The following is a 24,479-nucleotide window of genomic DNA, read 5'->3' as shown; positions in this document are numbered from 1 at the left end:
AGAGGCGAGGCCGTTGCGTGCTTGTGAGGGGACGAAGGGGGCGTCTACAGGTGCAGCTCTCCCCGCTTCGCAGCGGCGATGAGCCGAGCGAAACTTTCCGAGGAGAGTGAGAGGTGCCCGGCGCCGGGGGCCTTGCTGTCCCTGATGCCACACCCCTCTGCGAAGGCGGCGACTTCGACGCAGTCTTGGCCTCCACCGGCACCCGAACCGCTCCGGCTGGACTTGCGCCATACGGGTGGGTTCATCTCATGGCCTCCATCAGCTCACGCAGGAGATTCCGAGTCGAGTCTCGGGAAAGGGCATCGTCTCCTATGAGGTCCCACCGTAGCCGGTAGTCCCTGATCTTCGCCGGGTCGGAGACGAGCCGCCCGCCGTGAACGGCGGGAGACCAACCGTGTTCCGTCTGGCCGATCCTCAAGATCGTAAATGAGCCGTCAATCCCGGGGTGCGCGGCTGTGGCCTTCGGAAGAGCCCTCACGACAATCCCTCTGCGATGGCTCAAGTCCAGCAAGTGGCCAAGCTGTGCTCGCATGACGTCGGGTCCGCCCACCGGGTCTTCAAGGACGGATTGCCGCACGAGTAACCGCAGGTCGGGGACTTCGCGAGCGTTGAGGAGCCGCTGTCGTGCCATGCGAACGGCAAGAGCGCCCTCAACATCATCAACAACCTGCGCGCCCTCGATGAGTGCTCGGGCGTAGTCCTCGGTTTGGAAGAGGGCATGTACGACGAGCGCCGAATAGGCGCTGATCGCTTCGGCCCGCTCCTCGTACCGCGTGTACTGATCAAACCAGTTCGGGTCGTGGGCGGACTCTGCAAGTCGGCGAAGTCGGGCGAAGTGCCCTTTAGTCTTCCATACTCGGTCAAGAGTTTCGGCGTGTGTCTGCGGTAGTTTCGCGCTGGCCGATTCCCAGTTGGCAACCCGAGAATTATCGACACCGCAGAGGCGTCCTACATCAGCCTGTGACAGATTGCGTTCAAGTCGCCATACTCGCAGGTCAACGGCCAGCCAGTGCCAAGGGTTGTTGTCCGGATCCAGGGTGTCGGCCCTTGCCATTCAAGATCTCCTAGCTTGTGATCTCTGGACGCAATGGGACAACTGTAATCGCTGACGTCAGGCTGTGGGCAGAAACGCAAACCGCGAGAGGGCGGCCGATGTCCGCGACACCCATAATGGACAAAAATCAACAAAACATATTGAGCGAGATCTTCCGGGCCTATCCGGAAACCGTCTATCTCGCACGGGAGCTCGTGAAGAGCGCGCTTGCCTCCTGGGGGCTCGGCGCCTTCGAGGGGGACGCTGTACAGATCATGAGCGAGCTGGCGTCCAACGCGGCCCGGCTGTGCGAGGGCAGGAAAATCCGCGTGTGGGTCAGCCGGATCGACCAGGGCGTCGAGATGTGCGTGTGGGACGACCACCCCGACCGGCCCGTGGTCCAGCAACCCCACGAGTTCGGCACGTCGGGTCGCGGCCTGATCCTCGTTCAGGCGTTCGCCTCCGGCGGCTGCGGCTGGTTCGAGTTGGGCGAAGGCAAAGCCGTGTGGGCGCGGATCGCGATCGACCACGGATACATGCTGGGTGCCGCGCGCGAGGCGGGCTGCCCGATCCTCGCGCCCTTGCAGCGCGTGGACCGGCCCCACGTCCCGCTGCGCTCATAGACCGCCCCCGCCCTGCGGAGCGCGTCTCCACCGGTTCCCCCGACCTGGTGGGTCCCCCAACCTCCGCAGGGCGGGCGGCCACGCGTCCCCTCCAGATCGCCTACGCGTCAACGGCCAGGCGGGAAGGGTCGTTCAGCTCCGGGACGTGCACGGAGACCTGAACATCGGCTGACTCGACGGGCCGGCTGTCCGGTCAGGCGTCGGCGGGGAGGTCGTAGTGCTCCTGGTCGGACGGGCGGGGGGCCTCCGGCCCGTCGCGGCCGAGGCGCAGCATGCGCGCCACCCGGACGGTGCGGAACTCCCGCCCGCGGACGCTGAACGAGTGGCCCGGCGTGGCCCTGATCTCCTCGGCCATCGCGGACCATTCGGCCAGTTCGTCCTCGGTGGCGGGGTCGCCGCCGAACTCGCGGAGCCTCGGCAGCAGCCCCGTGAAGTGCCGCGCCAGCCGCTCGCGGGCGTCGTCGGGGGTGTCACCGCCGGTCAGCGGGCCCCAGCCGTTGCCCTCCAGCTCCACCACCATGAACGTCGGCGGCAGCACGACGACGCCGGGATGCGCGTGGATCGCGTGGCGCGCCTCGGTGCGCACGACGTCGGGGACGCTGCCCGACGCGGCCATGAACGCGACGAGGTTCAGCCGCAGTTGCGCCTCCCAGTGCCCGCACGGCGCCTCCGGCTCGATCGGGTGGTCGCGGAGCAGGTCGTCCGGCGCGAGGTCGGCGTCGGTGGCGCGGGGCGGCTCCAGGACGCGGTCGCCGAACTGGACGAACCGCTCCACCCGGATGATCCGGTACCGGTGGTCGCCGATCTCCCATTCGTCCTTGGCGAGCTGCTCGCCGTCCTCGGGGTCGAGCCGGCCGGCGGCGGCGCGCATGGCGGCGGCGGTCGCCGGGCACGGCTCGTCGCGGGCGGCGGTCCGCAGGTCGATGGCGAGGTTGTACCGGGCGGTCTTCGGGTCGTCCGCGCCCAGCGATCCGATCCGCCATTCGTCTCCGGTCTGTATCGCGTGGCCGAAGTCGGGCGAGCCGATGGAGTAGATCTTCGGGTAGCGCAGAATGCGCTCGCCCAGCTCCCGGTCGCGGACCGCCGCGACCGGATCGAGGCAGGCGACCACGTTGATGTGGTCGAACCCGCGCATCAACGCGAAGGACATGCCCGCATCCTGGCGGGACGGCCCGTTCCCGCGCACGCCTTTTCCCGTATTCCCGTGCCAGGTTGGCCCCTATTGCACGATATTGCCCGCCTTTATTCGAGCACTTTTTCGCGCGCTCACCCGCCCAGCTCGATGACCACCTTCACATCGTCGGGATGCGGGGTGAAGGCGTCCGCGTAGCGCTCCAGCGGGACGCGGCGGGAGATCAGGCGGCTCAGCCAGTCCAGGTCGGCCTTCGCCAGGGACCGCGCGGCGGCCGCGTAATGGCCGAGGTTCGCGTTGACCGACCCGACGATCGCGTCGTTCTCCAACACGATGTCGCGGTTGAGCGCGCCCGCGTCCACCTTCAGCGTGCGGCCCGCCGGGGACACGCCGGTCAGGCACACGATCCCGTACGGGGCGTTGTTCGCGATCGCGCCGAACACCAGCCGGGACACGCCGGTCGCCTCGACGACCACGTCCGGCTCGCAGTCCCGGACGGCCTTCTCCAGGCCGTCGTGGTGGTACGTCGCGCCGAGGCCGGCGACCAGCCGCGGCTTCGGCCCGTCCGTCACGCGGTCGAGGACGTGCACGTCGAGCCCGCGCTGCGCGCCCAGCAGCGCGGCGAGCAGGCCGATCGGCCCGGCGCCCGTCACGAGGACCCGGCGCGGCTCGAACCAGGCCCGGCCGCCGACCTTCTCGATCTGGTCCCACGCCTTGGCGACCACGGTGGTCGGCTCCATGAGCACGCCGACCTCCGCCAGCCGCGGGTCCAGCTTCACGGCGTAGCCGGCCTCGACCCGCCACGCCTCGCTCGCGTAACCGTCGATCTCCTTGATGCCGCGCTCGGTGTACCGGCCGTTGCGGCACATGTCGAACTCGCCGTGCGCGCACGCCCCGCAGGGCTCCGGATCGGGGCGCCGGACGACGCCCACGACCAGGTCGCCGGCGGAGAAGCCGCTCCCGGACGGCGCCTCCCGCACCCGTCCCAGCGACTCGTGCCCGATGACCAGCCGGTCGCGTCCGGGCGGCGCCCACCCGTAGTCGCCGGCGGCGATCTCCTTGTCCGTGCCGCACACCCCCACGGCGAGCCCGTCGACCAGCAGGTCGTCCTGTCCGGGCTCGGGGTCGGGGACGTCGGTCACAGCCAGCGAGCCGCGCTTGCGGGGCAGGACGGTCAGGGCGCGCATGGCGCTTCTCCTTCCACGGCGTTCAGGACCGGCGGGCGGCGGGGCGGGTGCCGCTCAGGTGCCGCGCGGTGTTGACGAGGCCGACATGCGAGTACGCCTGCGGCGTGTTCCCGATCTGCCGCCCAGTAGTCGTGTCGTACTCCTCGCTCAGCAGCCCGAGGTCGTTGCGCAGGCCGAGCAGCCGCTCGAACAGCTCGGTCGCCTGCTCGGTGCGGCCGATGCCGTGCAGCGCGTCCGCGAACCAGAACGTGCAGGCCAGGAACGAGCCCTCCTCGCCGGGCAGCCCGTCGACGCCGCCGTCCGCGCCCGTGTCGTAGCGGAGCACGAAGCCGTCCCGGTACAGCTCGCGCCGCACCGCGTCGACCGTGCCGACCACTCGCGGGTCGCCCCACGGCAGGAACCCGGCCTGCGGGATGAGCAGCAGCGCCGCGTCCAGCCCGCGCGAGCCGTAGAACTGGGTGAACGTGCCGCGGTCCGCGTCGAAGCCGTTGGCGCACACGTCGCCGTGGATCTGCTCCCGGAGCTCCCTCCACTTGTCGACGGGCCCCTCCAGCCCGTACCGCTCGACGCCCTGCACCATGCGGTCGACGCCCGCCCACGCGAGCACCTTCGAGTGGACGAAGTGGCGCCGCTCGCCGCGCACCTCCCACAGGCTGTTGTCGGGGTCGGTCCAGTGCCCCTCGAGGAAGTCCATCAGCGCGAGCTGCAGGTCCCAGGCGTTCTCGTCCGACTCGATGCGGGCGGTCCGCGCGAGGTGCAGGCCGTCCAGGACCTCGCCCCACGTGTCGAGCTGGAACTGGCCGGACGCCGCGTTGCCCACCCGGACGGGCGACGACCCCTCGTACCCGGCCAGCCAGTCGAGGGTGAACTCGGTGAGCCGCCGGGTGCCGTCGATGCCGTACATGATCTGCAGGTCGGCGGGGTCGCCGGCGACCGCGCGCAGCAGCCACTCCCGCCACGCCTTCGCCTCCGCGACGAACCCGGTGCCGAGCAGCGCCTGCAACGTGAACGTCGCGTCCCGCAGCCAGCAGAACCGGTAGTCCCAGTTGCGCGGGCCGCCGAGCTGCTCCGGCAGGGACGTGGTCGCGGCGGCGACGATGCCGCCGGTCGGGGCGTAGGTGAGCGCCTTCAGCGTGATCAGCGAGCGGCGGACCGCCTCGTCCCAGCGCCCCTCGTAGTCGTAGCCCCGCATCCAGTCCGACCAGAACAGCTCGGTCTCGGTCAGCGCCCGCTCGGGCTCGACCGCCCGCGGGCGCGGCAGGTGGGACGCCTGGTAGGTGAGCACGAACGGCACCCGGTCGCCCGGCGACACGGCGAAGTCGGCGAAGGTGCCGAGGTCGTGCCCCTCCATCTCGACGGGCGTCTTCAGCCATGCCGCGTCCGGGCCCGCGATCGCGTTGCGCTCGCCCTCGCGGTGCCGCACCCACGGCACGATCCGGCCGTAGTCGAAGCGCAGCCGCAGCTCCATGCGCATCGGGACCCGCCCGCTGACGCCCTCCACGATCCGGACGACGTCGGCGGCCTCGCCGCGCGGCGGCATGAAGTCGATCAGCCGGACGGTGCCGTCCGGGGTGTCCCACTCGCTCTCCAGGATCAGCGTGTCGCCGCGGTACCGGCGCCGCGCGCACATCCCGCCGGACGCGGGGGCGAGCCGCCAGAACCCGGCGCGGTCGTCGCCGAGGAGGGCGGCGAAGCAGGCGGGGGAGTCGAAGCGGGGCAGGCACAGCCAGTCGACCGAGCCGTCCCGGCCGACCAGCGCCGCCGTCTGCGTGTCCCCCAGAAGCCCGTAGTCCTCGATCCTCAGTGCCAAGACGGCGCACCCCGCATTCGGTTCTCCGGCCTACTCCGACCTACCCGTGATAGTGGATGCATGCTCCGGTCGCCGGAGAATCCGGAAATGCGCCGGCACGGCGACCTGGGAGCTGCCACCGTGCCGGATGCCGGAATCGGTGATGGATATCAGGGTGTGCTGCAGGTGATGGACGGGTCCGCCACATTTCCGCTCGGCGCGCTGGCCGTGAAACCGAACGAGGCCGATGCGCCCGGTGCCAGTGCCGAGTTCCAGCCGACGGGCTTGACCGTGACGACATTGCCGCTCGTGCTGGGGCTGCCGTTCCAGAGGGCGGCGATCGACTGGCCGGAGTTCATGGTCATGACGACCGTCCAGGAGCTGACGGCGCTGCCGCCGGCGGTGATGGTGACCTGGCCGTTGAAGCCGTTGTTCCACTGCGAGGTACGGGCGTAGGCGCAGGTGACGGTGCCGTCTCCGGGGTCGCCCGGGTCGCCGGGCTCGCCGCCGAGGGCCGCGAGGACCGCGTCGTACGCGGGCTTCTTGCCGTAGTTGTCGTCGAAGAGCAGCGCGGCGCCCTCACCGGGGAACGTGTCGGGGACCCACGAGTACTTGTCGGTGATGCCCCACACGGTCATGACGGTGCACCGCGACACGGCGAGGCAGGCGGAGACGACCTTCTTGTAGTCGTTCGCCTGGGTGGCGAGCTTGGAGCCGTCCGCCGGTGTGTTCATGCGGATGTCCAGCTCGGTGATGTGGACGTCCACGCCGAGCGCCGCGAACCGCTGCATGTTCGCCTGCATGTCGGACGGGACGTTCCCCAGGGTCAGGTGCGCCTGGAGCCCGACGCAGTCGATCGGGACGCCGCGCGCCTTGAAGTCCTGGACCATGGCGTAGACGGCATTGCTCTTCGCGTTCTGGCCGTCGATGTTGTAGTCGTTGTAGCAGAGCTCGGCGTCGGGGTCGGCCTGGCGAGCGGCCCGGAACGCCTCCTCGATGTAGCCGTCGCCGATGACGCGCTGGAACACCGAGTCGCGCCGCGCACCGGAACCGTCCTGGAACGCCTCGTTCACCACGTCCCAGTAGTCGATCTTCCCGGCGAAGTGGCCGGCCTCCTTCGCGATGTGGTTCCGCATCACGCCGAGCAGGTCGTCTCGCGAGGAGATGCCGCTGACCCAGCCCGGCAACTGGTTGTGCCACACCAGCGTGTGCCCGCGGATCGCCATGCCCTGCGCCTGCGCGTGCCCGACGAGCTGGTCCGCCGCGCTGAAGTTGAACGAGTCGCGGGACGGCTCGGTGGTGTCCCACTTCATCTCGTTCTCGGGCGTGAGCTGGTTGAACTCGCGGTCGAGCGTGGTCGCGTACGCCGATTCGCCCATGTGGCCCTGGGCGGCGGCGGTGCCGAAGACGCGGCCCTTGGCGGCCGCCGCCTCGCCGAGCGTGCCGGGGGCCGCCGACGCGGGGAGCGCGACGGCCACCAGCATCGCCAGGAGCAGCGACACTGCTCCCAGCACCGCGGTGAGTGCTCTTCTCATGGTTTCGTTCCTCCTAAGAGAGTGGGGCTTGAGCGAAACCCGGCCCGCCGGGACTCCGGGGGCCCGAGATAGGAGGTCCTGAGTCCGCCCGTGTCGACCACGATCTTCTGCAAGACGACCGCGGGGTCGACCATCCAGAACTTCAGGGTGTGCGTCCCCGATCCGGTGATGGTGTGGCTCGTGACGGTGCGGTTCACGTTGTCGGACGTGTTCCGCTCCCACTGCTTGTTCATGGTGGTGTCGTTCGCGCCGGTCGCCGCGGTGACGTTCACGACCTGCGGCGGCTCGTCGTCGATGGAGACGGCGTATTTCAGGCCCTCCGGCGAAAGGACGCTGTTCCTCGGCGACAGGTAGGCCCAGACCTTCACCGGCCCCCGTGGTGGTCAGCGTCATGTCGTATTCGAGGCGCGGGCCCTTGCCGGCCTCCTGGCCGGGCGCGGTGACGGGGAACGGCTCCATGCCGGCGTCGGTGCGGCCCAGCCCGGGGACGCGCGTCCATCGCGCCGCCGCCGTGTCGGTCGCGCGACTGTAATGGTCGGCGTTCATGGACACGTAGCCGCCGGCCTCGACGAAACCGTGCGCCTTGTACGACGCCGGTTTCGTGACGACCGCCTGGACGGTCACGGTGCGTCCGTGCGGGCCGGAGACCTCGATGGGCACGCGGCTCGTGCCCTTCGGCGCGCGTGACCAGTCGATCCACACCGTGGCCCGGATCTGCTTGCCGACCTGTCCCATGTCAGGGGTGACCCGCACCCAGGGCTCGGCCGGGGCGATCCGGTAGCCGAACGCGTCCGACCCGCGGTTGAACACCTCGATGTACTGGGCGGGACCGCTCTGGTAGGGGCTGAACTCCGGCAGGACGGCCCCGGACTTCGCATCCGGCCACCATGCGTCGGAGCCGTCGATCGCCACGCCCATGTCGGTGCCGCCCGGGACCTCGATCCGCTGGAGCTTCGGGAAGATCTCGTCCGGCAGGGCCACGTTGTCGCGCTCGGGCTGCTGCCAGGGCGCGTTCGGGCCGTACCGTTCGACGTCGCCGTAGCCGATGTGCGGCTGGCTCTGGAAACCGTCCCATTTCCCGCCGGCGAGCCGGGTGTTGTAGTGCTCCGACATTTCCTGGTCGTCGGCGAAGCGGGCCTCGGCGAGGTCGGCGTAGTCGTTGGCGGCCGCCCGCCCCTGCTTCGCGTACAGGATGTTGGTGAATTCGGCCTCGCGCAGTTCGTACAGGTTCGCGGTCGCCTTCACCTGGTAGTGGACGAGCTGGTAGTAGGCGTCCTGGTATTCGTCCGGCAGCCGCCTTCGTATCCGTTCAGCCTGCGCCGCCAGCCGCTTCCACCGCGCGGTCACGGTCGCCATTTCCTGGTACTGGTTCAGGTAGAACGGCGTCTGCTGGTCGTCATAGACGACCGCGCCCGAATCGGTGGGCAGGTCCTTGCCCGGGTCGACGGTGATGCGGCGGTTGAGCAGTTCCGGCTTGCGCAGCGCCTGGAGGTTCCCGTACGTGTCGAGCACCTCGGCGATCTCGTCCGCGTGCTCGGGCCCGAAGTTCTGCGCGGCGTACTGCCGCTCCCATTCCCTGAGGTTCTCCAGCGGCCACTCGGCGGGGTTCCACGCGTAATCGAGGAAGAACTGGAGCGGCAGTTCGTTGCTCTTCATGTCGCCGACGTTCGCGACCCACAGGTTGCGGATGCCGTACTGGTACGACTGGTGCAGCTGCTCCCACGTGTTGCCGAGCTGGGCGGTGGCGACCCACTTGTAGTTGCGCCCGCCGCCCACGTAGTCGAAGTGGTAGTAGAGCCCGTATCCGCCGCTGCGCGCCGGCAGGCTCCTGTCCGGCATCTTGCGCATGTTGCCCCAGTTGTCGTCGGTGAAGACGACCGTGACGTCGTCGGGCGCGCGCAGCCCCCGGTCCCAGTACCGCTGCACCTCCTTGTAGAGCGTCCAGACCTGCGGGGTCTCCGACGGGTCCTTGCCGGTGACGTCGCCGAGGATCTCGCGCTCGCTCGCGATGATGTCCCGCATCAGTTCGATGCCGTCGCCGTCCGGCAGGCCGACGTCGCCGTTGCCGCGCATCCCGAGGGTGACGACGCCCTCGAAGCCGTCGTCGACCATGCGCCGGACGCCGTCCCTCCAGTACTTCTCGATGGCGTCGGCGTTCCGGCGGAAGCTCCATTCGCCGGTGCCCCCGTACGGGTCGCGGCCCGGTTCGACGATGTCGCCGTCCTCGTCTCGCTGGGCGGGGACGGCGTGCCGGTTCCACTCCTCGATGCCGCGCATCATCGGCGCCTCGTGGGACGTTCCCATGACGACGCCGTACTCCTTCGCGGTCGCGTGGTTCAGCGGGTCGTCCTCGGCGAATGCCCGGCCCCACACCGCCGGCCACAGGTAGTTGGCCTTCAGCCGGAGCATGGTCTCGAAGATCTTGGCGTAGAACTCGTGGTTGAAGCCGTTGGGGAAGCCGGGCGCCTTCCCGTTCCCGAAGAACTTCGGCGCCCACCGGTTCAGCGCGGGGTTCTCGTCGTTGATGAAGAAGCCGCGGTACTTCACCGCCGGGGTCCCCTGGGTGTGCCGGCCCGGCTTCACGTAGAGCGCGCGCCGGTGCGCGGACGGGACGTCGTCCCAGAAGTACCAGGGCGAGACGCCGATGTTCTTCGAGACGTCGTAGACGCCGTAGATCGTCCCGCGCTGGTCGCTGCCGGCGATCACGAACGCGCGGCGGACGCCCGGCATCGGGTCCTCCACCACCTGTTCGAGGGTCGTCTCCCACTTGCCCGCGATGCCCGTCACGTCGAGCTTCCCGGCCGAGACGAGGCCGTCGACGAGCGGGCTCTCGCCGATGGTGCCGACGATGACGGCGTCCCGGCCGGACGGCGGCGCGTCCCGCGCGACCCGCGGCCTCACGCCGGTCACGCGCTCGACGTCGGCCTGGAGGTCGCCGACGGCGCGCACGACGCCGGGCAGGTCGGCGCCGCTGACCACCAGCGGGGCGGCCCTGCCGTGCTCGACGAGCGGGAAGTGGCCGCGCCCGTCGCGAAACGAGATGTAGGACGCGGGGTCGGCGGGGCGGGGACCGGCCGGTCCGGCGGCGGGCGCGGCGGCGGCGGGCCCGGCGGCGGGCACGGCGGTGAAGGCGACGACGGCGGGGACCAGGGTCAGGAGCACTTTCCACGTCCGCGGGGATCGGCCCATCGGCGGTCTCCTCAGGGGAGAGCGGTCTCGAAACTTTTCGCTACAGTTTCGAGAGTAGACAGGAAAATAACCCCAAGCGCCCCTAGCGTCAACTGCTTCCAGGCGCTTTCAGAGGTCAGCCCTCAGGGCCGACGGGCCACGGCCGTGATCGTTGCTTCGAAATCTTTCGAAGGCGACCGGAAGGCGACCGGAAGGCGACCGGAAGGCGACCCCGGAAGAGGCGGCCCGAGCGCCGCACCCCGCCGACCCGCCCGGCCTTACCCGGCCATTTCCCCTCCGCGCCCCCGGAAACGCAAATAGGATCCACGCATCGGCCGCGAACACTTCGCGGTGGTGGTCGGCGTGCGCGCGAAAAGAGGGCCGAACAGGTGAGCAGCGGCGAAAAGGAATCCATCGACCTCAATGAAGAGGTCGCGCATCCGGCCCGGATGTACGACTACTACCTGAACGGCAAGGACAATTACGAGGCCGACCGCGTGGCCGCCGAGGCGGCGCTGCGCGCGGCGCCCGAGTTGCGCGCCATCGCCCAGGAGAACCGCGCCTTCCTGCGCCGCGCCGTCCGCCATCTGGTCGAATCCGGCGTAAGGCAGTTCCTCGACATCGGCGCCGGGCTGCCGACCCAGCGCAACGTCCACGAGGTGGCACAGGAGATCGCACCCGAATCGCGCGTCGTCTACGTCGACAACGACCCGATCGTCCTCGTGCACGCGCGGGCCCTGCTCTCGACCCACCCGCGCGGCCGGACGGCGGTCGTGCGGGCCGACGTCCGCGACCCGGAGAGGATCCTCGCCGACGACCAGGTCCGCTCGCTGATCGACTTCGACCGGCCGCTCGCGGTGATGCTCGTGTCGGTGCTCCAGTTCGTCCCCGACCGGGAGCCGCACGAACTCGTCGCCCCGCTGCGGGACGCCATGCCGCGCGGCGGCTACCTGGCCGTCTCCCACCCCACCCAGGACTTCCGCGCCAGCCAGGTCGACCAGGTCGCCAGCACCTACACCAAGGCCAAGGCCCCCGCGGTGGCGCGCCGCAAGGCCGAGATCGAGCGCATCTTCGACGGCTTCGAACTGCTGGAGCCCGGCATCGTCCAAACCCCGCTGTGGCGCCCGGACGGCCCGGTCACCCCGCATCTCGACCGCATCTGGATGTACGGCGCCGTCGGCCGCAAGCTCTGACAACCCCCGGGAAAGGCGATATGGACGTCATCGAGGCCATGAAGACGACGGGCACCTGCCGCTACTTCAGCGGCGACCCGGTGCCCGACGAGGTGCTGATGGCGGCGTTCGACGCCGCCAGGTTCGCCCCGCAGGGCGGCAACCGGCAGCCCGTCCGCTGGATCGTCGTCCGCGACAAGGACCGCAAGCGGCAACTCGCCGAGTGGTACCTCGCGCCGTGGAAGGCGTACCTGGCCGGAATCGGGGACGGGGAGATCGGCGTCGGCGCGCTGCCGAAGGCCGTCACCGACGCCGACCACTTCGCCGAGCACCTGCACGAGGTGCCCGCCATCGTCGTGCTGTGCGCCGAGCTGGACGGCCTGCACCCCACCGACCTGGAGCTCGACCGCCTCAGCGTCGTCGGCGGCGGCTCCGTCTACCCCACCGCGCAGAACTTCTGCCTCGCGCTGCGCGACCAGGGCGTCGCCAGCGCCCTGACCACCCTCCTCGTCCACGCGGAGCCGCAGGTCAAGGAGCTGCTCGGCATCCCGGACGGCATCATCACCGCGGCTCACATCGCGGTCGGCTACCCGGCGAACGGCTTCCCCGCCCGGCTGACCCGCACCCCCGTCGAGGAGATCGTTTTCGACGAGACGTACGGCACGCCACTCGCCGGCGGCTGAGCCGTCATAAATGTTCGCCCGGACCGGCGGCGTCCTGGCGACCGACTTCCACCTGATGGACCGGCCCCGCCCCATGGCCGCCGCCGGCCTCCCGTTCGCGTTCCGCTACGCGCCCGGCGGCCGGACCGAGACCGGCGTCCCCGGCGCCCGCACCCCGTTCACTCCGGTGAGCCTGGAGATCCCGGCGCCCTGCCGCTGGTGCCAGGTAGTAAACATGTAGACTGTAAGCATGGCGAACCAAGCCGATGCCCCGCCGCCGCCCACGGGTTACCTGCTCTGGCACGTGTCCCTGCGCTGGCGGGTCGCGATGGACCGCGCACTGGCGCCGCTCGGGCTCACCCACGCCCAGTACGCCGTCGTGGCCTCCCTGCACGGCATGCTCATGTCCGGCGTCCGGCCCAGCCAGCGGCAGCTGGCCGACTACAGCGGCCTGGAGCCCATGTACATCTCCCGGCTGGTCCGGACACTGGAGCGCGCCGGGCTGGTGGAGCGCACCGACAACCCGGACGACCCCCGGGCCGTGCAGCTCTCGCTCACCGCGCGCGGCTCGGAGGTGGTGGCGAAGGCCGTCCCCGAGGTGCGGGAGCTGGAGGGGCGCTACCTGGAGCCGCTGGGCGGCGCCGGCTCCGCCCGGAACGTGGAGCTGAGGCGCGCCCTCCAGACGCTGCTCGACCACGCCGACGCGCTCGGCGGGACGCCCGCGCCGGCGGCGTTCGGCCGGGCCGCCGGCTGACGCCGTCGCGGCCGGGCCCGGTTCACCGTCCCAGGTCGCCGAGCTGGGCCCACAGCCGGGACGCCTCCTCGCTGAGCGGCTCGCCCGGCACCAGGCGCTCGGGGTGCGCCGGCGGCGGGAGCGAGCCGTCCGGCGGATCCTCCGCCGCGGCCGCCGCGTGCCCGGCCGCGCCGGGCTCGTGCGCGGCGCCGTCCTCGCGCTGCGCGACGTACCGCATGTACTGGCTCGGAGTCATCCCGATCACGCCGAAACCGACGTAGCCCATCCCGGTGCTGAGATAGCGCAGCGCCCTGCGGAGCCGGCCCCGTCCCATCGCGTCCTCCCCTCCTGAGCGCCCGCGGGCGCGGGGCACGGACGGAGTGTGCGGAGCGCCGCTCAAGGGGCGGTGGAAGATCGGTGGGCGGGCCCCCGGCCGCCGCCCGCGCGGCGCGGCACGTCCAGCCGGTCTCCAGTGGCCGTTGAGCCCCCCGGGCGACTCTGCCCAGGTGAGTACGCAGACGATGCCGACAGACGCGGTGCAGTGGTACGGCTGCCCCGCGTGCCGCGAGCTGACGTACGGCAAGCGTTTCGACCGTTCCCTTCGCGTCTGCCCCGGTTGCGGGGCGCACACCCGCCTCTCCGCGCGCCGGCGCATCGCCCAGCTCCTCGACGAGGGGTCGGTGACCGTCCTCGACGACGTCGCGGTGCCCGAGGACCCGCTCGGCTTCGCCGACTCCCAGCCGTACCCGGAGCGGACGGCGCGGGCGCGGGCGGAGACGGGGGAGCGGGAGGCCGTCACCTGCGTGACCGGGACGCTGGAGGGGCATCCGGTGGTGGCGGCCGTCATGGACTTCCGGTTCATGGGCGGCAGCCTCGGCGTGGGCGTCGGTGAGCGGCTGGCGCGGGCCGCGCGGGTCTCCCTCCGCACCCGCGCGCCGTTCCTGCTGGTGACCGCCTCCGGCGGGGCCCGCATGCAGGAGGGCGCCTTCTCCCTGATGCAGATGGTCAAGACCAGCCAGGCGCTCGCCGAGCTGGACGAGGCGGGCGTGCTGACCGTCTCGGTCATCACCGACCCGACCTACGGCGGGGTGGCCGCGTCCTACGCCACGCTGCCCGACGTGATCTTCGCCGAGCCGGGCGCCCGGATCGGGTTCGCCGGGCCGCGGGTGATCCAGCAGACCATCCAGCAGGAGCTCCCGGACGGTTTCCAGACGGCGGAGTTCATGCTGGAGCGGGGCTTCGTGGACGCCGTCGTCCCGCGCGCGGCGCTGCGTCCCGCGCTGGGGTGCGTGCTCGCCGCCGCGCTCGGCGAGCGGCCCGCCGCGGCGGCCGGGGAGCGGGTCCGGCTGGTCCGCGACCCGGCGGAGCTGCCCGCGCGGGACGCGTGGGAGGTCGTCGGGCTGGCGCGGCACCAGCGGCGTCCCACGACCCTCGACTACATCCGCCAGACGCTGGAGGACTTCCAGGAGCTGCGCGGCGACCGGGTGTCGGGCGACTGCCCCGCGATCGTGGGCGGGACCGGGCGGCTGGACGGCCGTCCCGTCATGGTCATCGGCCACCAGAAGGGCCGCGACACCGCCGAGCGGGTCGCGCACAACTTCGGCATGGCCTCGCCCGCCGGATACCGCAAGGCGGGCCGGCTGATGCGGCTGGCGGCCAAGCTCGGGCTGCCGATCGTCACGCTGGTGGACACGCCGGGCGCGCACCCGGGCGTCGAGGCCGAGGAGCGCGGGCAGGCGTGGGCCATCGCCGAGAACATCCGGCTGATGACCGGGCTGCCGGTGCCGATCGTCTCGGCGGTCGTCGGGGAGGGCGGCAGCGGCGGCGCGCTGGCACTGGCCGTGGCCGACCGGGTGCTGGCGTTCTCCGGCGCCGTCTACTCGGTGATCAGCCCGGAGGGATGCGCCGCCATCCTGTGGAACGACCGGGAGCTGGCGCCGCTGGCCGCCGCGGCGCTGCGCCTGGACGCCCGCGACCTGCTGCGGCAGGGGATCGTGGACGCCGTCGTCCCCGAACCGGACGGCGGGGCGCACGAGGACCCGGTGGCCGCCGGCGAGCTGCTGCGCGGCGCGCTCACCGCGACGTTGGACGAACTGGCCGACATCGCCCCGGCCGACCTGGTGCGGCGGCGCCGCGCCCGGTTCGGCGCGTTCGGGGCCGAAGAGCGAGGTGCACATGACTGAGGACCCGACCGGCGGTGCCGCGAGCGCCCTGGATGACCTGTGCCGCCGGGCCGCGGAGCTGATCGGCGCCACCGACGGGCCGCTGAAGAGCGTGCGGGTCCGCGCGGGCGAGCTGAGCGTCGAGGTGGAATGGCCGGATCCGGCCACCGCCGCCGCGCCCGCGCCGGCCGCCCCCGCCGCCGCTCCCGCCGCGGTCTCCGCCCCGGCGGCGGTCCCCCTTCCCGCCGCCGAGCCCGGCACGGACGACGACGACGGCTCCTTCCACGTCGAGGCGCCGCTCGTCGGCACCTTCTACCGTGCGTCCTCCCCGGGGGCACGGCCCTTCGTGGAGGTCGGCGACGAGGTGGAGGAGGGCCGGCAGGTCGCCATCGTCGAGGCGATGAAGCTGATGAACGCCGTCACGGCCGAGCGCGCGGGCCGTGTCGTCGAGGTGCTGGTGTCCGACGGCAAGCCCGTCGAGTACGGCCAGCCGCTGTTCGTGCTCGCCCCGGCCTGAACCGGCGGCGCGCGGCAAGCCCAGCCCGTCCCGGGCAACTCCGCCACTGAGGAGTCTTCATGTTCTCGACCGTCCTGATCGCCAACCGGGGGGAGATCGCGCTTCGCGTGGCGCGAACCTGCCGGGAACTGGGCATCCGCACCGTCGCGGTGTACTCCGACGCCGACCGCGACTCGGCGGTGACGCGGCTCGCCGACGAGTGCGTCCGCATCGGCCCGGCCGCCCCCCGCCGCAGCTACCTCAACCCCGCCGCCATCGTCACCGCCGCCCTGCAGGTCGGCGCCGACGCGGTCCACCCCGGGTACGGCTTCCTGTCCGAGGATCCCGACTTCGCCGAGATCTGCGCGGCCGAGGGGCTGACCTTCGTCGGCCCGTCCGCGCCGGTGCTGAGCCGGCTGGGCGACAAGGCCCAGGCCCGGGAGATCGCCCGCCAGGCCGGGCTGCCCGTGCTGCCGGGCAGCCCCGAGCCGCTGGAGACGGTGGAGCAGGCGAAGGCCGTCGCGGCGTCCATCGGCTACCCGGTCATCATCAAGGCGGTCGCGGGCGGCGGCGGCCGCGGCATGACGGTGGTGCGCGACCCGCGCGAGCTGCCGCGCGCCTACGTGGAGGCCCGCGCCGGCGCGCAGGTGGCGTTCGGCGACCCGCGGCTGTACGCCGAGCGGTACCTCGACCACGCCCGGCACATCGAGGTGCAGATCCTCGGTGACGGCGAGGGCGGCGTCGTCCACCTGGGGGAGCGGGACTGCTCGGTGCAGCGGCGGCGGCAGAAGCTCGTCGAGGAGACCCCCGCGCCGGGGCTGCCCCGCGAGCTGGCCGACCGGATCTGCGCGGCCGCCGTGCACTCCGCGAGCGAGCTGCGCTACCCGGGCGCCGGCACCTACGAGTTCCTCGTCGACCGGGACGGCGACTTCTACCTGATGGAGGTCAACTGCCGGATCCAGGTCGAGCACCCGGTGACCGAGCTGGTGACCGGCATCGACCTCGTCCGCGAGCAGCTCCGGGTCGCCGCGGGCGACGGCCTGTCGGTCCGGCAGAGCGACATCGTCCCCCGCGGCGTCGCCATCGAGACGCGCGTCAACGCCGAGGACCCGGCGCGCGGATTCATGCCCACGCCCGGCGTCCTGGACGACTTCGCGCCCCCTGGCGGCCCGTTCGTCCGGGTGGACACGCACGCCCGTCCGGGCATGCGCGTCACCGCCGACTACGACCCGCTGCTCGCCAAGGTGGCGGTGTGGGCGCCCGACCGCCGGCAGGCGATCGAACGCGCCGACCGGGCGCTCAGCGAGTTCCACGTCTCCGGCAAGGGCGTGCGGACGACGCGCGAATTCCTGCGCGGCGTCCTGGAGAACCCCACGTTCCGCGCAGGCAAGCACACCACGGCACTCGTCGACGAGATGAACTTCGGAGGTGACCGATGAACGCCGCAGCGGACACGCCGGTCGTCATCGCGGGCGGGAGCCTGGTCGGGCTCGCCACCGCCCTGTTCCTGGGCAGGCACGGCGTACGGTCCATGGTCGTCGAGCGCAACGAGGGCCTGTCGCCCCATCCCCGCGCGCGGGGGGTCAACGCCCGCGCCATGGAGCTGTTCCGGTGGGCGGGCATCGAGGACGAGCTGCGCTCCATGCCGTCCGCGAAGGCGCTCGCGGGCAACAGCGGCATCATCGCGGCCGAGAGCCTCGCCGGGAAGGAGATGGGCGCCCTCAAGGAGGGCTACCACCGCGACACCGGCGCCGCCGACGACGACGCGGGCTGGCTGGGCGCGACCGGCTGGTGCCTGTGCCACCAGCACGAGGTCGAGCCGCTGCTGCGCGAGCACGCCGCCCGGCACGGGGCCGACCTGCGGTTCGGCACCGAGCTGACGGGCTTCGAGCAGGACGCGGACGGCGTGACCGTCCGGACGCGGGACGCCGCCGGCGCGGAGCACTCGATCCGCACCGCCTACCTGGTCGGCGCGGACGGGGCGGGCAGCCTGGTGCGCCGCCTCCTGGACATCGGGATGGACGGCCCCGGTACGCTGGCCCATTTCCTCAACGTCCAGTTCCGGGCCGACCTGACCGAGCCGCTGCGCGGCCGGCGGTTCGTCATGTGCTACACGATCAGCGGGAAGTCGCGCAGCGGGCTGCTGCCCGTCAACAACGCCGACGAGTGGCTGCTGCACGTCCCGTACGAGCCGGACCGCGCCGCCGAGTTCACCCCGGAGCACTGCGCGAGCCTCGTGCGGACCGCCGCCGGGGTGGACGACCTGGACGTGACGATCGAGGGCGTCGCGTCCTGGGAGTCGGCCGGCCGGGTCGCGCGCTCCTTCGCCGCCGGGCGGGTCTTCCTGGCCGGCGACGCGGCGCACGTGATGCCGCCGACCGGCGCGTACGGGTCCAACACCGGCGTCCAGGAGGCGCACAACCTGGCGTGGAAGCTCGCGGCCGTGCTGCACGGGCAGGCCGGTCCCGGGCTGCTGGACACCTACGAGCGCGAGCGCCGCCCCGTCGCCGAGGCCACCGTGGAGCAGGCGGTGCTGCGGTCCAAGGACCGCCCGCGGCTGGCCGGCGGCCCCAGCCCCGCCCCGGACCCGCGGATCAAGCCCGACCCCGTCGTCACGTTCGGCCAGGTCTACCGGTCGGCCGCGGTGGAGGCGGACGCCGCCGGCGGCGACCCGCTGTGGGAGCCGGAGCCCACCGGGCGGCCCGGCACCCGCGCCCCGCACGTCATCGTCAAGCGGGACGGGCGGCTCGTCTCCACGCTCGACCTCTACGGCGACGCGTTCGTGCTGCTCTGCGGCCCGCAGGGCACCGCCGCCGCGGACGCGGTGGCGCGGGCGGCGCGGAAGGCCGGGGTCACCGTCGAGACCGCCGTCATCGGCCGGGACGTCCACCCCGTCGCGGTCGACCTCTGCCGCGCGCACGGCCTGACGCCCGCGGGCGCGCTGCTGGTGCGCCCGGACGGGTTCGTCGCGTGGCGGAGCGCGGGCCCGCCGGCCGGGAGCGACGACCTCGGCGGGCTGTTCGACCGGCTGCTGTGCCGGTCGGCGGACGCGCCCGCCGAGGTCGCGGACCGGGTCGCCGGCTGACACCGGGACGAGGCGGACGGCCGCGCGGCCCCCGAGCCTGAGCGCTCGGGGCCGCGCGGCCGTCAGGCGTGCCGTCAGGCCGGCGTCTCCGGCTCCGGAACGGCCACCGGGCGGAAGTCGCTCGCGGCCTCCCACTGGGTGTCGTGGACCTCGTAGACCTCGTAGTGGCCGGCCGGGCGCGTCCGGTCCTGGTAGGGCCGCAGCGGCGACGGGTGCCCGGCGGCGCGCAGCGACCGCTCCCAGTCGCGGTAGGAGGCCAGGTCGCGCCACGCCATCACCAGCGCGTACCGGCCGTCCCTCTCCTGGACCTCCAGGAGCTCGTGGCCGATGAGCCCCGGCGTGCCGCGCAACTGGCGGCCCGCCTGCCGGTAGGCGTCCGTGACCGCCCCGGTCGGACCGCGGGGATCGCGGTAGTGGACGACGACGCGGACGGGTCTTTCGGACACGGGCTACTCCTCGCTGCGTGTTTCGGTCACGGACGGTGGGCCGGACGCGGAGCGGGGTGCGGCTTCCGGTCGGTCGTGGATCGGGTCGGTCGTGCATCCGGTCGGTCGTGGATCGGTCAGTCGTAGTAGGCGGGCGCCGCCCGCAGATCGGTGAGGTTGGACGGCTCGTGGCCGCAGATGATCAGCGCGTTCTCGGCATTGGCGAGGTCGACGAGCTTCTTCGTGGACGCGCGGACCTCGTCCTCGTCCATGTCGAAGGGGAAGACGGGCCGCTTCCCGGGGTCGAGCGCGGCGGTCATGGGGATCGCGTCGGCGGCGAGCAGCACGGGCCCGGTGCGGGGCAGCCGGATCAGCACCGACTGGTGCCCGGGCACGTGCCCGGACGACTCGATCAGCTCGATGCCGGGGAGCAGCTCGGTGTCGCCGTCGACCAGGCGGAACCGGGTGTCCGGCCGGTCCCAGCGGTCCCGGGTGGACCCGCAGCGCGCCCCGGCGTCCGAGACCGCCCACGCGTGGTGCCGCCGCTGGACGACGAACTCGGCGCCGCCGAACACGTCGTGGTTGCCGGCGTGGTCGGGGTCCAGATGGGTGCAGACCACCAGGTCGACGTCGCCGGGGGCGACGCCGAGGCCGCCGAGCAGGCTCGGCACGTCCTCGCCGGGTTCCAGCTCCACGCGCTCGTCCGGGTCGGTGCGGTGCGCGCCGGCGCGGTCCCGCGGCGGGCCGGTGTCGACGAGCACCGTGGCGTCGCTGGTCGTGATGAGATACGCCGGCACCGGGGCGCCGATAGGCCGGATCCGGCCGCTGAAGAGCAGTTGAAGTTTCATTCTCCACTCCCGAGTCTGCTGGCGTGTCCCCGTTGCCGGAGGTCGGCGGTTAGCGTAGGGGGCGCGGGTCGAATGCCGGTCGACCGGGCCGGCCGCCGCCCGAAACTCTGATTTGCGGACTATCATTCAAGTCCTATTTATATTTCCGTTACATGGCCGCAACCCGAGATTTCTGGGCACGCCGGATGACCTTGGAACGTCGCGTTCTGCGGTCGGCCGTGTACAGGTTGGCGGAGTCCGAAAAGACGCGTAATAGCTGCCGCCAGTTATTGGCGGCGAGATGGCGGGCCGGCGAGGGCGTAGTCGCCTGCGAGTGAGCTTCGAGTGGGCTCCGAGCAGCCGGAGTGCACTGTGATGCGGTCTTCGGTTCGAGAAGGCCGAGGTTGCCGCTTGTCGGGCCGTCCGGAACCCCTGAAACGGCCGTCCGATACAGCGGGAGGGTGCACAGCCCGGCTTTCCGGATGGCCGGGCAGAGAATTGTATAGAGGGTGATGCGGAACTTCAAGAGGCGTGTCCGGCACTCGGTGACCGTCCCGCTAGTGGCCGTTGCCTGGGCCTTCGATTCAGTCGAGAATTTCCCCCAGGTGCTTATTTGCGCGGCCGAGGTTCATCGAGATGTGATGTGACGACAGAACACGGGGAAGGGTGCATGTATTTCCGGATTCTGGGTCCGCTGTGGGTGGCCAATGGGGGTATGGAACTGACCCCCACCGCGCCGAAGGTGCGGCAGGTTCTCGCCTTCCTGCTCGTACGGTGCGGAAAGCTCGTCCAGGTGGGCGAGCTCATCGACGAGCTTTGGGGCGACGAACCGCCGGCCAGCGCGATGACGACCCTTCAGACGTACATCTACAAACTCCGCAAGGATGTGTTGGAGCGTTGCACCTCGGCGACTCTCCATACCAGGGTCTCCGGGTATCTGCTGGACGTCTCGGCGGAACGCGGTGACCTCCTGCGGTTCGAACGACTGGCGCACGAGGGCCGCACGGCCCTCGACGAGGGCGACGCGGCCCGTGCCGCCGACCGGCTCTGCGAGGCGCTCGCGCTGTGGCGCGGCCCCGCGCTGGCCGACGTGTCGGCGGGCGAGATCCTGTCCGCGCACGTGACCAGGCTGGAGGAGGAGCGGCTCCGCACCATGGAGCTGCGCATCACCGCCGACCTGGAACTCGGCCGGCACCGGCAGCTGATCAGCGAACTGAAGATGCTGGTGTCGGAGCATCCGCTCAACGAGCGGTTCCACTCCCACCTGATGATGGCGCTGCACCGGTCCGGCCGCCGCTACGAGGCTCTGGAGGTCTACCAGGGACTGCGCCGCATGCTGATCGACGAACTGGGGATGGAGCCGTCCGCGGCCGTCCAGCAGCTCCACCTGAACCTGCTCAACTCCGACGCCGAGTCGCGAGACGAGGGTGCTCCCGCCCCCGTCGTGCGCAGCCGTTTCGAGACCCTCCTGGTGCCCGCGCAGCTCCCCCCGGACACATCTGACTTTGTGGGCAGGGAGGAAGTCCTGCGGGACGTGCGCCGCCACCTGGTGCGCCCCCAGGGCGAGAACACGGCGGCGCGGGCGGTGTCGATCTCCGGCATGCCGGGGGTCGGGAAGACCGCCCTCGCGCTGCGGGCCGGCCACGCCGACCGCGCGGAGTTCCCCGACGGCCAGCTCTACGCCGACCTGCGGGGCACCGGCGACCGGCCCACCGACCCGTACGAGGTCCTGGAGGGCTTCGCGCGGGCGATCGGGGTGCCGGCCGCGGAGATCCCGGACAACCTCCAGGAGCGCAGCAAGCTGTTCCGCACCTGGAGCATGGGACGGCGGGTGCTGGTCGTGCTGGACGACGCGCACTCGGTGTCGCAGGTGGCCCCGCTGCTCCCGGCGGCGCCGAACTGCGCGGTCCTCATCACCACCCAGCGGGGCCTCTACAGCCTGCCGGGGGTGCGGCACGTCGAGCTCGACGTCATGTCGACGAAGAACGCGATGGCGCTGATCGAGGCGGTGAGCGGGCGCCGCTTCACCGCGGACGAGCTGGGCGCGGCCGAGCGCGTCGCCCGGCTGGCCGGGCGGCTCCCGCTCGCGGTGCGGGCGGTGGGGTCCCGGCTGGCGGCCATGCAGACGTGGCCGGTGGAGAAGCTGGCCGCGCAGCTGGAGAGCCTGCCGCGCCGGCTCGACCTGCTGTCGTTCGCGGAGCTGGACGTGCGGGCCCGGCTGGCGTCCGGCTACCGGCGGCTCGACCCCGGCGACCGCAGCGCGCTGCGCCTGATCAGCCTGCTGCCGCCGCCGGACTTCACCGCCACCACCGCGGCCCGGCTGATCGGCAACGGCACCGACGAGGTGGAGGCCCAGCTGATCCGGCTGGCGGGCTGCCACCTGCTGTCGGTCAGCATGGGCGGCGGCGGGGAGATCCGCTACCGGCTGCACGAGCTGGTGCGCGTGTTCGCCCGGGAGCGCCTCGACGAGGAACTCCTGGAGCCGGCGCGGGAACGGCCTGAGGCGGCGGCCACCGCGGCCGCCGCCGACCACGCCCGCGCGGTCCGCGAGGGCGTCCGGCCGGCGCGCGAGGGCGTCCGCCCCGTGTGGGAGAGCGTCGGCGACCGCCCGGACTCCGGGTACGAGCACCGCGACCCGCGCGTGGTCCGCGCGGCGGTGCCGGAGCCGCCGGCCAGGCGAACGCGTCCGGTGAACGGTGTGGTGAAGGCGCTCGGCAATGGGTGAGGGCCGGCCCGCGCCCGGGTTTCCATCCCGCGTCCAGCGGTGTTCAAGCAGCTGCCGCGACAGTGGGGCCACATCGGCACGAGAGGAGAGACGATGGCCCGGTTCACGGTGAACGACGTCCGGCGCATCCTCCGGGACTGCGCGGGCGAGCCCGACTCCATCAGCCTGGACTCGGAGATCGGGGCGGTGTCCTTCGACGAGATGGGCTACGACTCGCTGGCCCGGCTGGAACTGGCGGCGCGGATCCAGCAGGAGTTCCTGGTGGCGATCCCCGACGAGCAGGTCGAGGAGCTCCGCACGCCCGACGACGTGGTCGGCTATGTCACTCCGCGCATCGCCGCGGCGTGACGGACCGTCCGGGGAGGTGGTCGGGCGCGTGCGCGTGCTGGTGTACGCGAGCGCGCCCGGCGACGACCCCCGGGCGGTCGAGGACGCCTACCACACCGTCAGCGGCGCCCTCACGGGCACGCCGGGACTGCTCGGCAACGCGCTGCTGCGGTCCGTCCACGAGCCGGGAGCCTTCGTCGTGATGAGCGAGTGGGCCGACCTGGACTCGTTCCGGGAGTGGGAGGAGGGCGCCGAGCACCGCGGCGCCACCGCCCCGCTCCGCCCCCTCCAGGACGGCCGGGGCCGCGGCCCGTTCGGAATCTACGAGGTCACCGCCGCCTACTGAGCGGCGCCCGGTCGCGCCGGCTCCACGACTCCTCCGCGATCCGGCGGTGCGCGAGAAGCGGCTCCCACCAGGCGCGGTTGCTGCGGTACCAGCGGATGGTCTCGCGGACGCCGCGCTCGAACGGCACCTCGGGAGCCCAGCCGAGCGTCCGCCGGATCCGGGTGGAGTCGAGCAGGTAGCGGCGGTCGTGCCCGGGCCGGTCGGACACCAGTGTCTTGAGCGTCCCGGGCAGGCCGAGCTCGTCCAGCACCAGGTCCGCCATCTCCTCGATGGTGGCCTCCTCGCCGCTGCCCACGTGGTAGGTCTCGCCGACCTCGCCGCGCGCGAGGATGAGGTCGATCGCCCGGCAGTGGTCGGTCACCGAGATCCACTCCCGCTTGTTGCCGGTCGAGGCGTACATCGGCAGCGGCAGCCCCGCCAGCGCGTTCGTGACGAACAGCGGCAGGACCTTCTCCGGGAACTGGTAGGGGCCGTAGTTGTTCGCGCAGTTGGAGATCGTCACCGGGAGGCCGAAGGTGTGCTGGTAGCTGCGCACCACATGGTCGGATCCCGCCTTGCTGGCGCTGTAGGGCGTGTGCGGCAGGTAGGGGCTGGACTCGGTGAACGACTCGGGGGAGTCCAGCGCGAGATCGCCGTAGACCTCGCAGGTGGACACCTGGTGGAACCGGCCGACCCCGGCCTGCCGGCACGCCTCCAGCAGCGCCTGCGTCCCCAGCACGTTGGTGCGGAAGAAGCGCGCGGGCTCAAGGACGGCCAGGCTGTTGTGCGTCTCGGCGGCGAAGTTCACCACCACGTCCACCTCGTTCGCGCGCAGCACCCTGGTCATCTCCGCCTCGTCGGCGATGTCGTGCTGGACGAACACGATCTCGGCGCGGACCTCGTCGAGGTTGCGCACGTTCCCGGCATAGGTCAGGGCGTCGATCGCGACGATCCCGTCCTCTGGATGGACAGAGCGCCAGTAGCGCACGAAGTTGCCGCCGATGAACCCGGCGGCGCCCGTCACGGCGATGGTGCGTCCCATGTGTCTCCCCTTCTGCTCGCTCTCTCCCGGA

22 protein-coding genes are annotated in these 24,479 nt (G+C 71.9%); 12 read left to right on the top strand and 10 right to left on the bottom strand.

Annotation, left to right across the window (positions count from 1 at the left end; all coding sequences use genetic code 11):
• Window positions 1-44: 44 nt before the first annotated feature.
• Window positions 45-245 carry a DUF397 domain-containing protein gene (locus SM611_RS05620; RefSeq protein WP_371947758.1) on the bottom strand — a complete coding sequence of 67 codons (201 nt, stop codon included), beginning with the start codon at window positions 243-245 and terminating at the stop codon, window positions 45-47.
• Complete coding sequence (locus SM611_RS05615) at window positions 242-1,054, bottom strand: helix-turn-helix domain-containing protein (RefSeq protein ID WP_371947757.1); 813 nt, start codon at window positions 1,052-1,054, stop codon at window positions 242-244. The genes SM611_RS05620 and SM611_RS05615 overlap by 4 nt, the downstream gene beginning before the upstream one ends.
• 140 nt (window positions 1,055-1,194) lie before the next feature.
• On the opposite strand from SM611_RS05615, the gene SM611_RS05610 reads away from it, so the two are divergent.
• Window positions 1,195-1,656, top strand: coding sequence for an ATP-binding protein (locus SM611_RS05610; protein ID WP_371947756.1), 462 nt, complete (start codon window positions 1,195-1,197; stop codon window positions 1,654-1,656).
• A gap of 193 nt (window positions 1,657-1,849) precedes the next feature.
• Here SM611_RS05610 and SM611_RS05605 read toward each other — a convergent pair whose 3' ends face one another.
• From SM611_RS05605 to SM611_RS37600, 4 genes are all read right to left on the bottom strand, one after another.
• Complete coding sequence (locus SM611_RS05605; protein WP_371947755.1) at window positions 1,850-2,806, bottom strand: DUF5954 family protein; 957 nt, start codon at window positions 2,804-2,806, stop codon at window positions 1,850-1,852.
• A gap of 116 nt (window positions 2,807-2,922) precedes the next feature.
• A complete protein-coding gene (locus tag SM611_RS05600; protein ID WP_371947754.1) occupies window positions 2,923-3,975 on the bottom strand; it encodes a glucose 1-dehydrogenase in 1,053 nt (350 codons plus the stop codon).
• Window positions 3,976-3,997: 22 nt separating this feature from the next.
• Complete coding sequence (locus SM611_RS05595) at window positions 3,998-5,779, bottom strand: glycoside hydrolase family 15 protein (RefSeq protein WP_443112127.1); 1,782 nt, start codon at window positions 5,777-5,779, stop codon at window positions 3,998-4,000.
• 155 nt (window positions 5,780-5,934) lie between these two features.
• Window positions 5,935-10,488 carry a glycosyl hydrolase 115 family protein gene (locus SM611_RS37600; RefSeq protein WP_443112126.1) on the bottom strand — a complete coding sequence of 1,518 codons (4,554 nt, stop codon included), beginning with the start codon at window positions 10,486-10,488 and terminating at the stop codon, window positions 5,935-5,937.
• A gap of 368 nt (window positions 10,489-10,856) precedes the next feature.
• Between SM611_RS37600 and SM611_RS05575 the strand changes: the two genes are divergently transcribed.
• The 4 genes from SM611_RS05575 to SM611_RS05560 are packed head-to-tail and all read left to right on the top strand — an operon-like array spanning window position 10,857 to window position 13,055.
• Entirely contained in the window at window positions 10,857-11,660 is an 804-nt protein-coding gene (locus tag SM611_RS05575) for an SAM-dependent methyltransferase (RefSeq protein ID WP_371947752.1), read from the top strand.
• Window positions 11,661-11,680: 20 nt separating this feature from the next.
• A complete protein-coding gene (locus tag SM611_RS05570; protein ID WP_371947751.1) occupies window positions 11,681-12,322 on the top strand; it encodes a nitroreductase family protein in 642 nt (213 codons plus the stop codon).
• Between the two features lie 10 nt (window positions 12,323-12,332).
• Window positions 12,333-12,542 (top strand): hypothetical protein, encoded by a 210-nt coding sequence (locus SM611_RS05565; RefSeq protein ID WP_371947750.1) that lies wholly within the window; start codon window positions 12,333-12,335, stop codon window positions 12,540-12,542.
• 9 nt (window positions 12,543-12,551) lie between these two features.
• Window positions 12,552-13,055, top strand: coding sequence for a MarR family winged helix-turn-helix transcriptional regulator (locus tag SM611_RS05560; RefSeq protein WP_371947748.1), 504 nt, complete (start codon window positions 12,552-12,554; stop codon window positions 13,053-13,055).
• A 22-nt stretch (window positions 13,056-13,077) separates the two neighbouring features.
• On the opposite strand, the gene SM611_RS05555 is transcribed toward SM611_RS05560, so the two are convergent.
• Entirely contained in the window at window positions 13,078-13,368 is a 291-nt protein-coding gene (locus SM611_RS05555; protein ID WP_371947747.1) for a DUF6059 family protein, read from the bottom strand.
• A gap of 172 nt (window positions 13,369-13,540) precedes the next feature.
• Between SM611_RS05555 and SM611_RS05550 the strand changes: the two genes are divergently transcribed.
• From SM611_RS05550 to SM611_RS05535, 4 genes are read left to right on the top strand one after another with little or no spacing between them, the layout of a single operon-like run.
• The gene (locus SM611_RS05550) at window positions 13,541-15,217 is read left to right on the top strand and encodes an acetyl-CoA carboxylase carboxyltransferase subunit alpha (protein WP_371947746.1); all 1,677 of its coding nucleotides are present in this window, start codon (window positions 13,541-13,543) and stop codon (window positions 15,215-15,217) included.
• On the top strand, window positions 15,210-15,713 hold the full coding sequence (gene accB / locus SM611_RS05545) for an acetyl-CoA carboxylase biotin carboxyl carrier protein (protein WP_371947745.1): 504 nt from the start codon (window positions 15,210-15,212) through the stop codon (window positions 15,711-15,713). Before SM611_RS05550 ends, accB begins: the two co-directional genes overlap by 8 nt.
• A gap of 59 nt (window positions 15,714-15,772) precedes the next feature.
• Window positions 15,773-17,131: an acetyl-CoA carboxylase biotin carboxylase subunit gene (locus tag SM611_RS05540; RefSeq protein ID WP_371947743.1), complete on the top strand. Its 1,359-nt coding sequence runs from the start codon at window positions 15,773-15,775 to the stop codon at window positions 17,129-17,131.
• Window positions 17,128-18,777: an FAD-dependent monooxygenase gene (locus SM611_RS05535; RefSeq protein ID WP_371947742.1), complete on the top strand. Its 1,650-nt coding sequence runs from the start codon at window positions 17,128-17,130 to the stop codon at window positions 18,775-18,777. Before SM611_RS05540 ends, SM611_RS05535 begins: the two co-directional genes overlap by 4 nt.
• A 74-nt stretch (window positions 18,778-18,851) precedes the next feature.
• Here SM611_RS05535 and SM611_RS05530 read toward each other — a convergent pair whose 3' ends face one another.
• Window positions 18,852-19,223 (bottom strand): antibiotic biosynthesis monooxygenase family protein, encoded by a 372-nt coding sequence (locus SM611_RS05530; RefSeq protein WP_371947741.1) that lies wholly within the window; start codon window positions 19,221-19,223, stop codon window positions 18,852-18,854.
• A 116-nt stretch (window positions 19,224-19,339) separates the two neighbouring features.
• A complete protein-coding gene (locus tag SM611_RS05525) occupies window positions 19,340-20,050 on the bottom strand; it encodes an N-acyl homoserine lactonase family protein (protein ID WP_371947739.1) in 711 nt (236 codons plus the stop codon).
• Between the two features lie 694 nt (window positions 20,051-20,744).
• On the opposite strand from SM611_RS05525, the gene SM611_RS05520 reads away from it, so the two are divergent.
• From SM611_RS05520 to SM611_RS05510, 3 genes are all read left to right on the top strand, one after another.
• A complete protein-coding gene (locus SM611_RS05520; RefSeq protein WP_371947738.1) occupies window positions 20,745-22,754 on the top strand; it encodes an AfsR/SARP family transcriptional regulator in 2,010 nt (669 codons plus the stop codon).
• A gap of 93 nt (window positions 22,755-22,847) precedes the next feature.
• Complete coding sequence (locus tag SM611_RS05515; RefSeq protein ID WP_371947736.1) at window positions 22,848-23,102, top strand: acyl carrier protein; 255 nt, start codon at window positions 22,848-22,850, stop codon at window positions 23,100-23,102.
• 28 nt (window positions 23,103-23,130) lie between these two features.
• Window positions 23,131-23,427 (top strand): antibiotic biosynthesis monooxygenase family protein, encoded by a 297-nt coding sequence (locus SM611_RS05510; protein ID WP_371947735.1) that lies wholly within the window; start codon window positions 23,131-23,133, stop codon window positions 23,425-23,427.
• Here the strand turns inward: SM611_RS05510 and rfbB are convergent.
• The gene (gene rfbB, locus SM611_RS05505) at window positions 23,411-24,448 is read right to left on the bottom strand and encodes a dTDP-glucose 4,6-dehydratase (protein ID WP_371947733.1); all 1,038 of its coding nucleotides are present in this window, start codon (window positions 24,446-24,448) and stop codon (window positions 23,411-23,413) included. The genes SM611_RS05510 and rfbB overlap by 17 nt on opposite strands.
• Window positions 24,449-24,479 lie beyond the last annotated feature (31 nt).

This window comes from Actinomadura monticuli (genome assembly GCF_041463655.1).
Lineage (GTDB): Bacteria > Actinomycetota > Actinomycetes > Streptosporangiales > Streptosporangiaceae > Spirillospora > Spirillospora monticuli.
The sequence above is the reverse complement of the archived record's forward strand: the minus strand, read 5'-3'. Positions and strand labels throughout refer to the sequence as shown.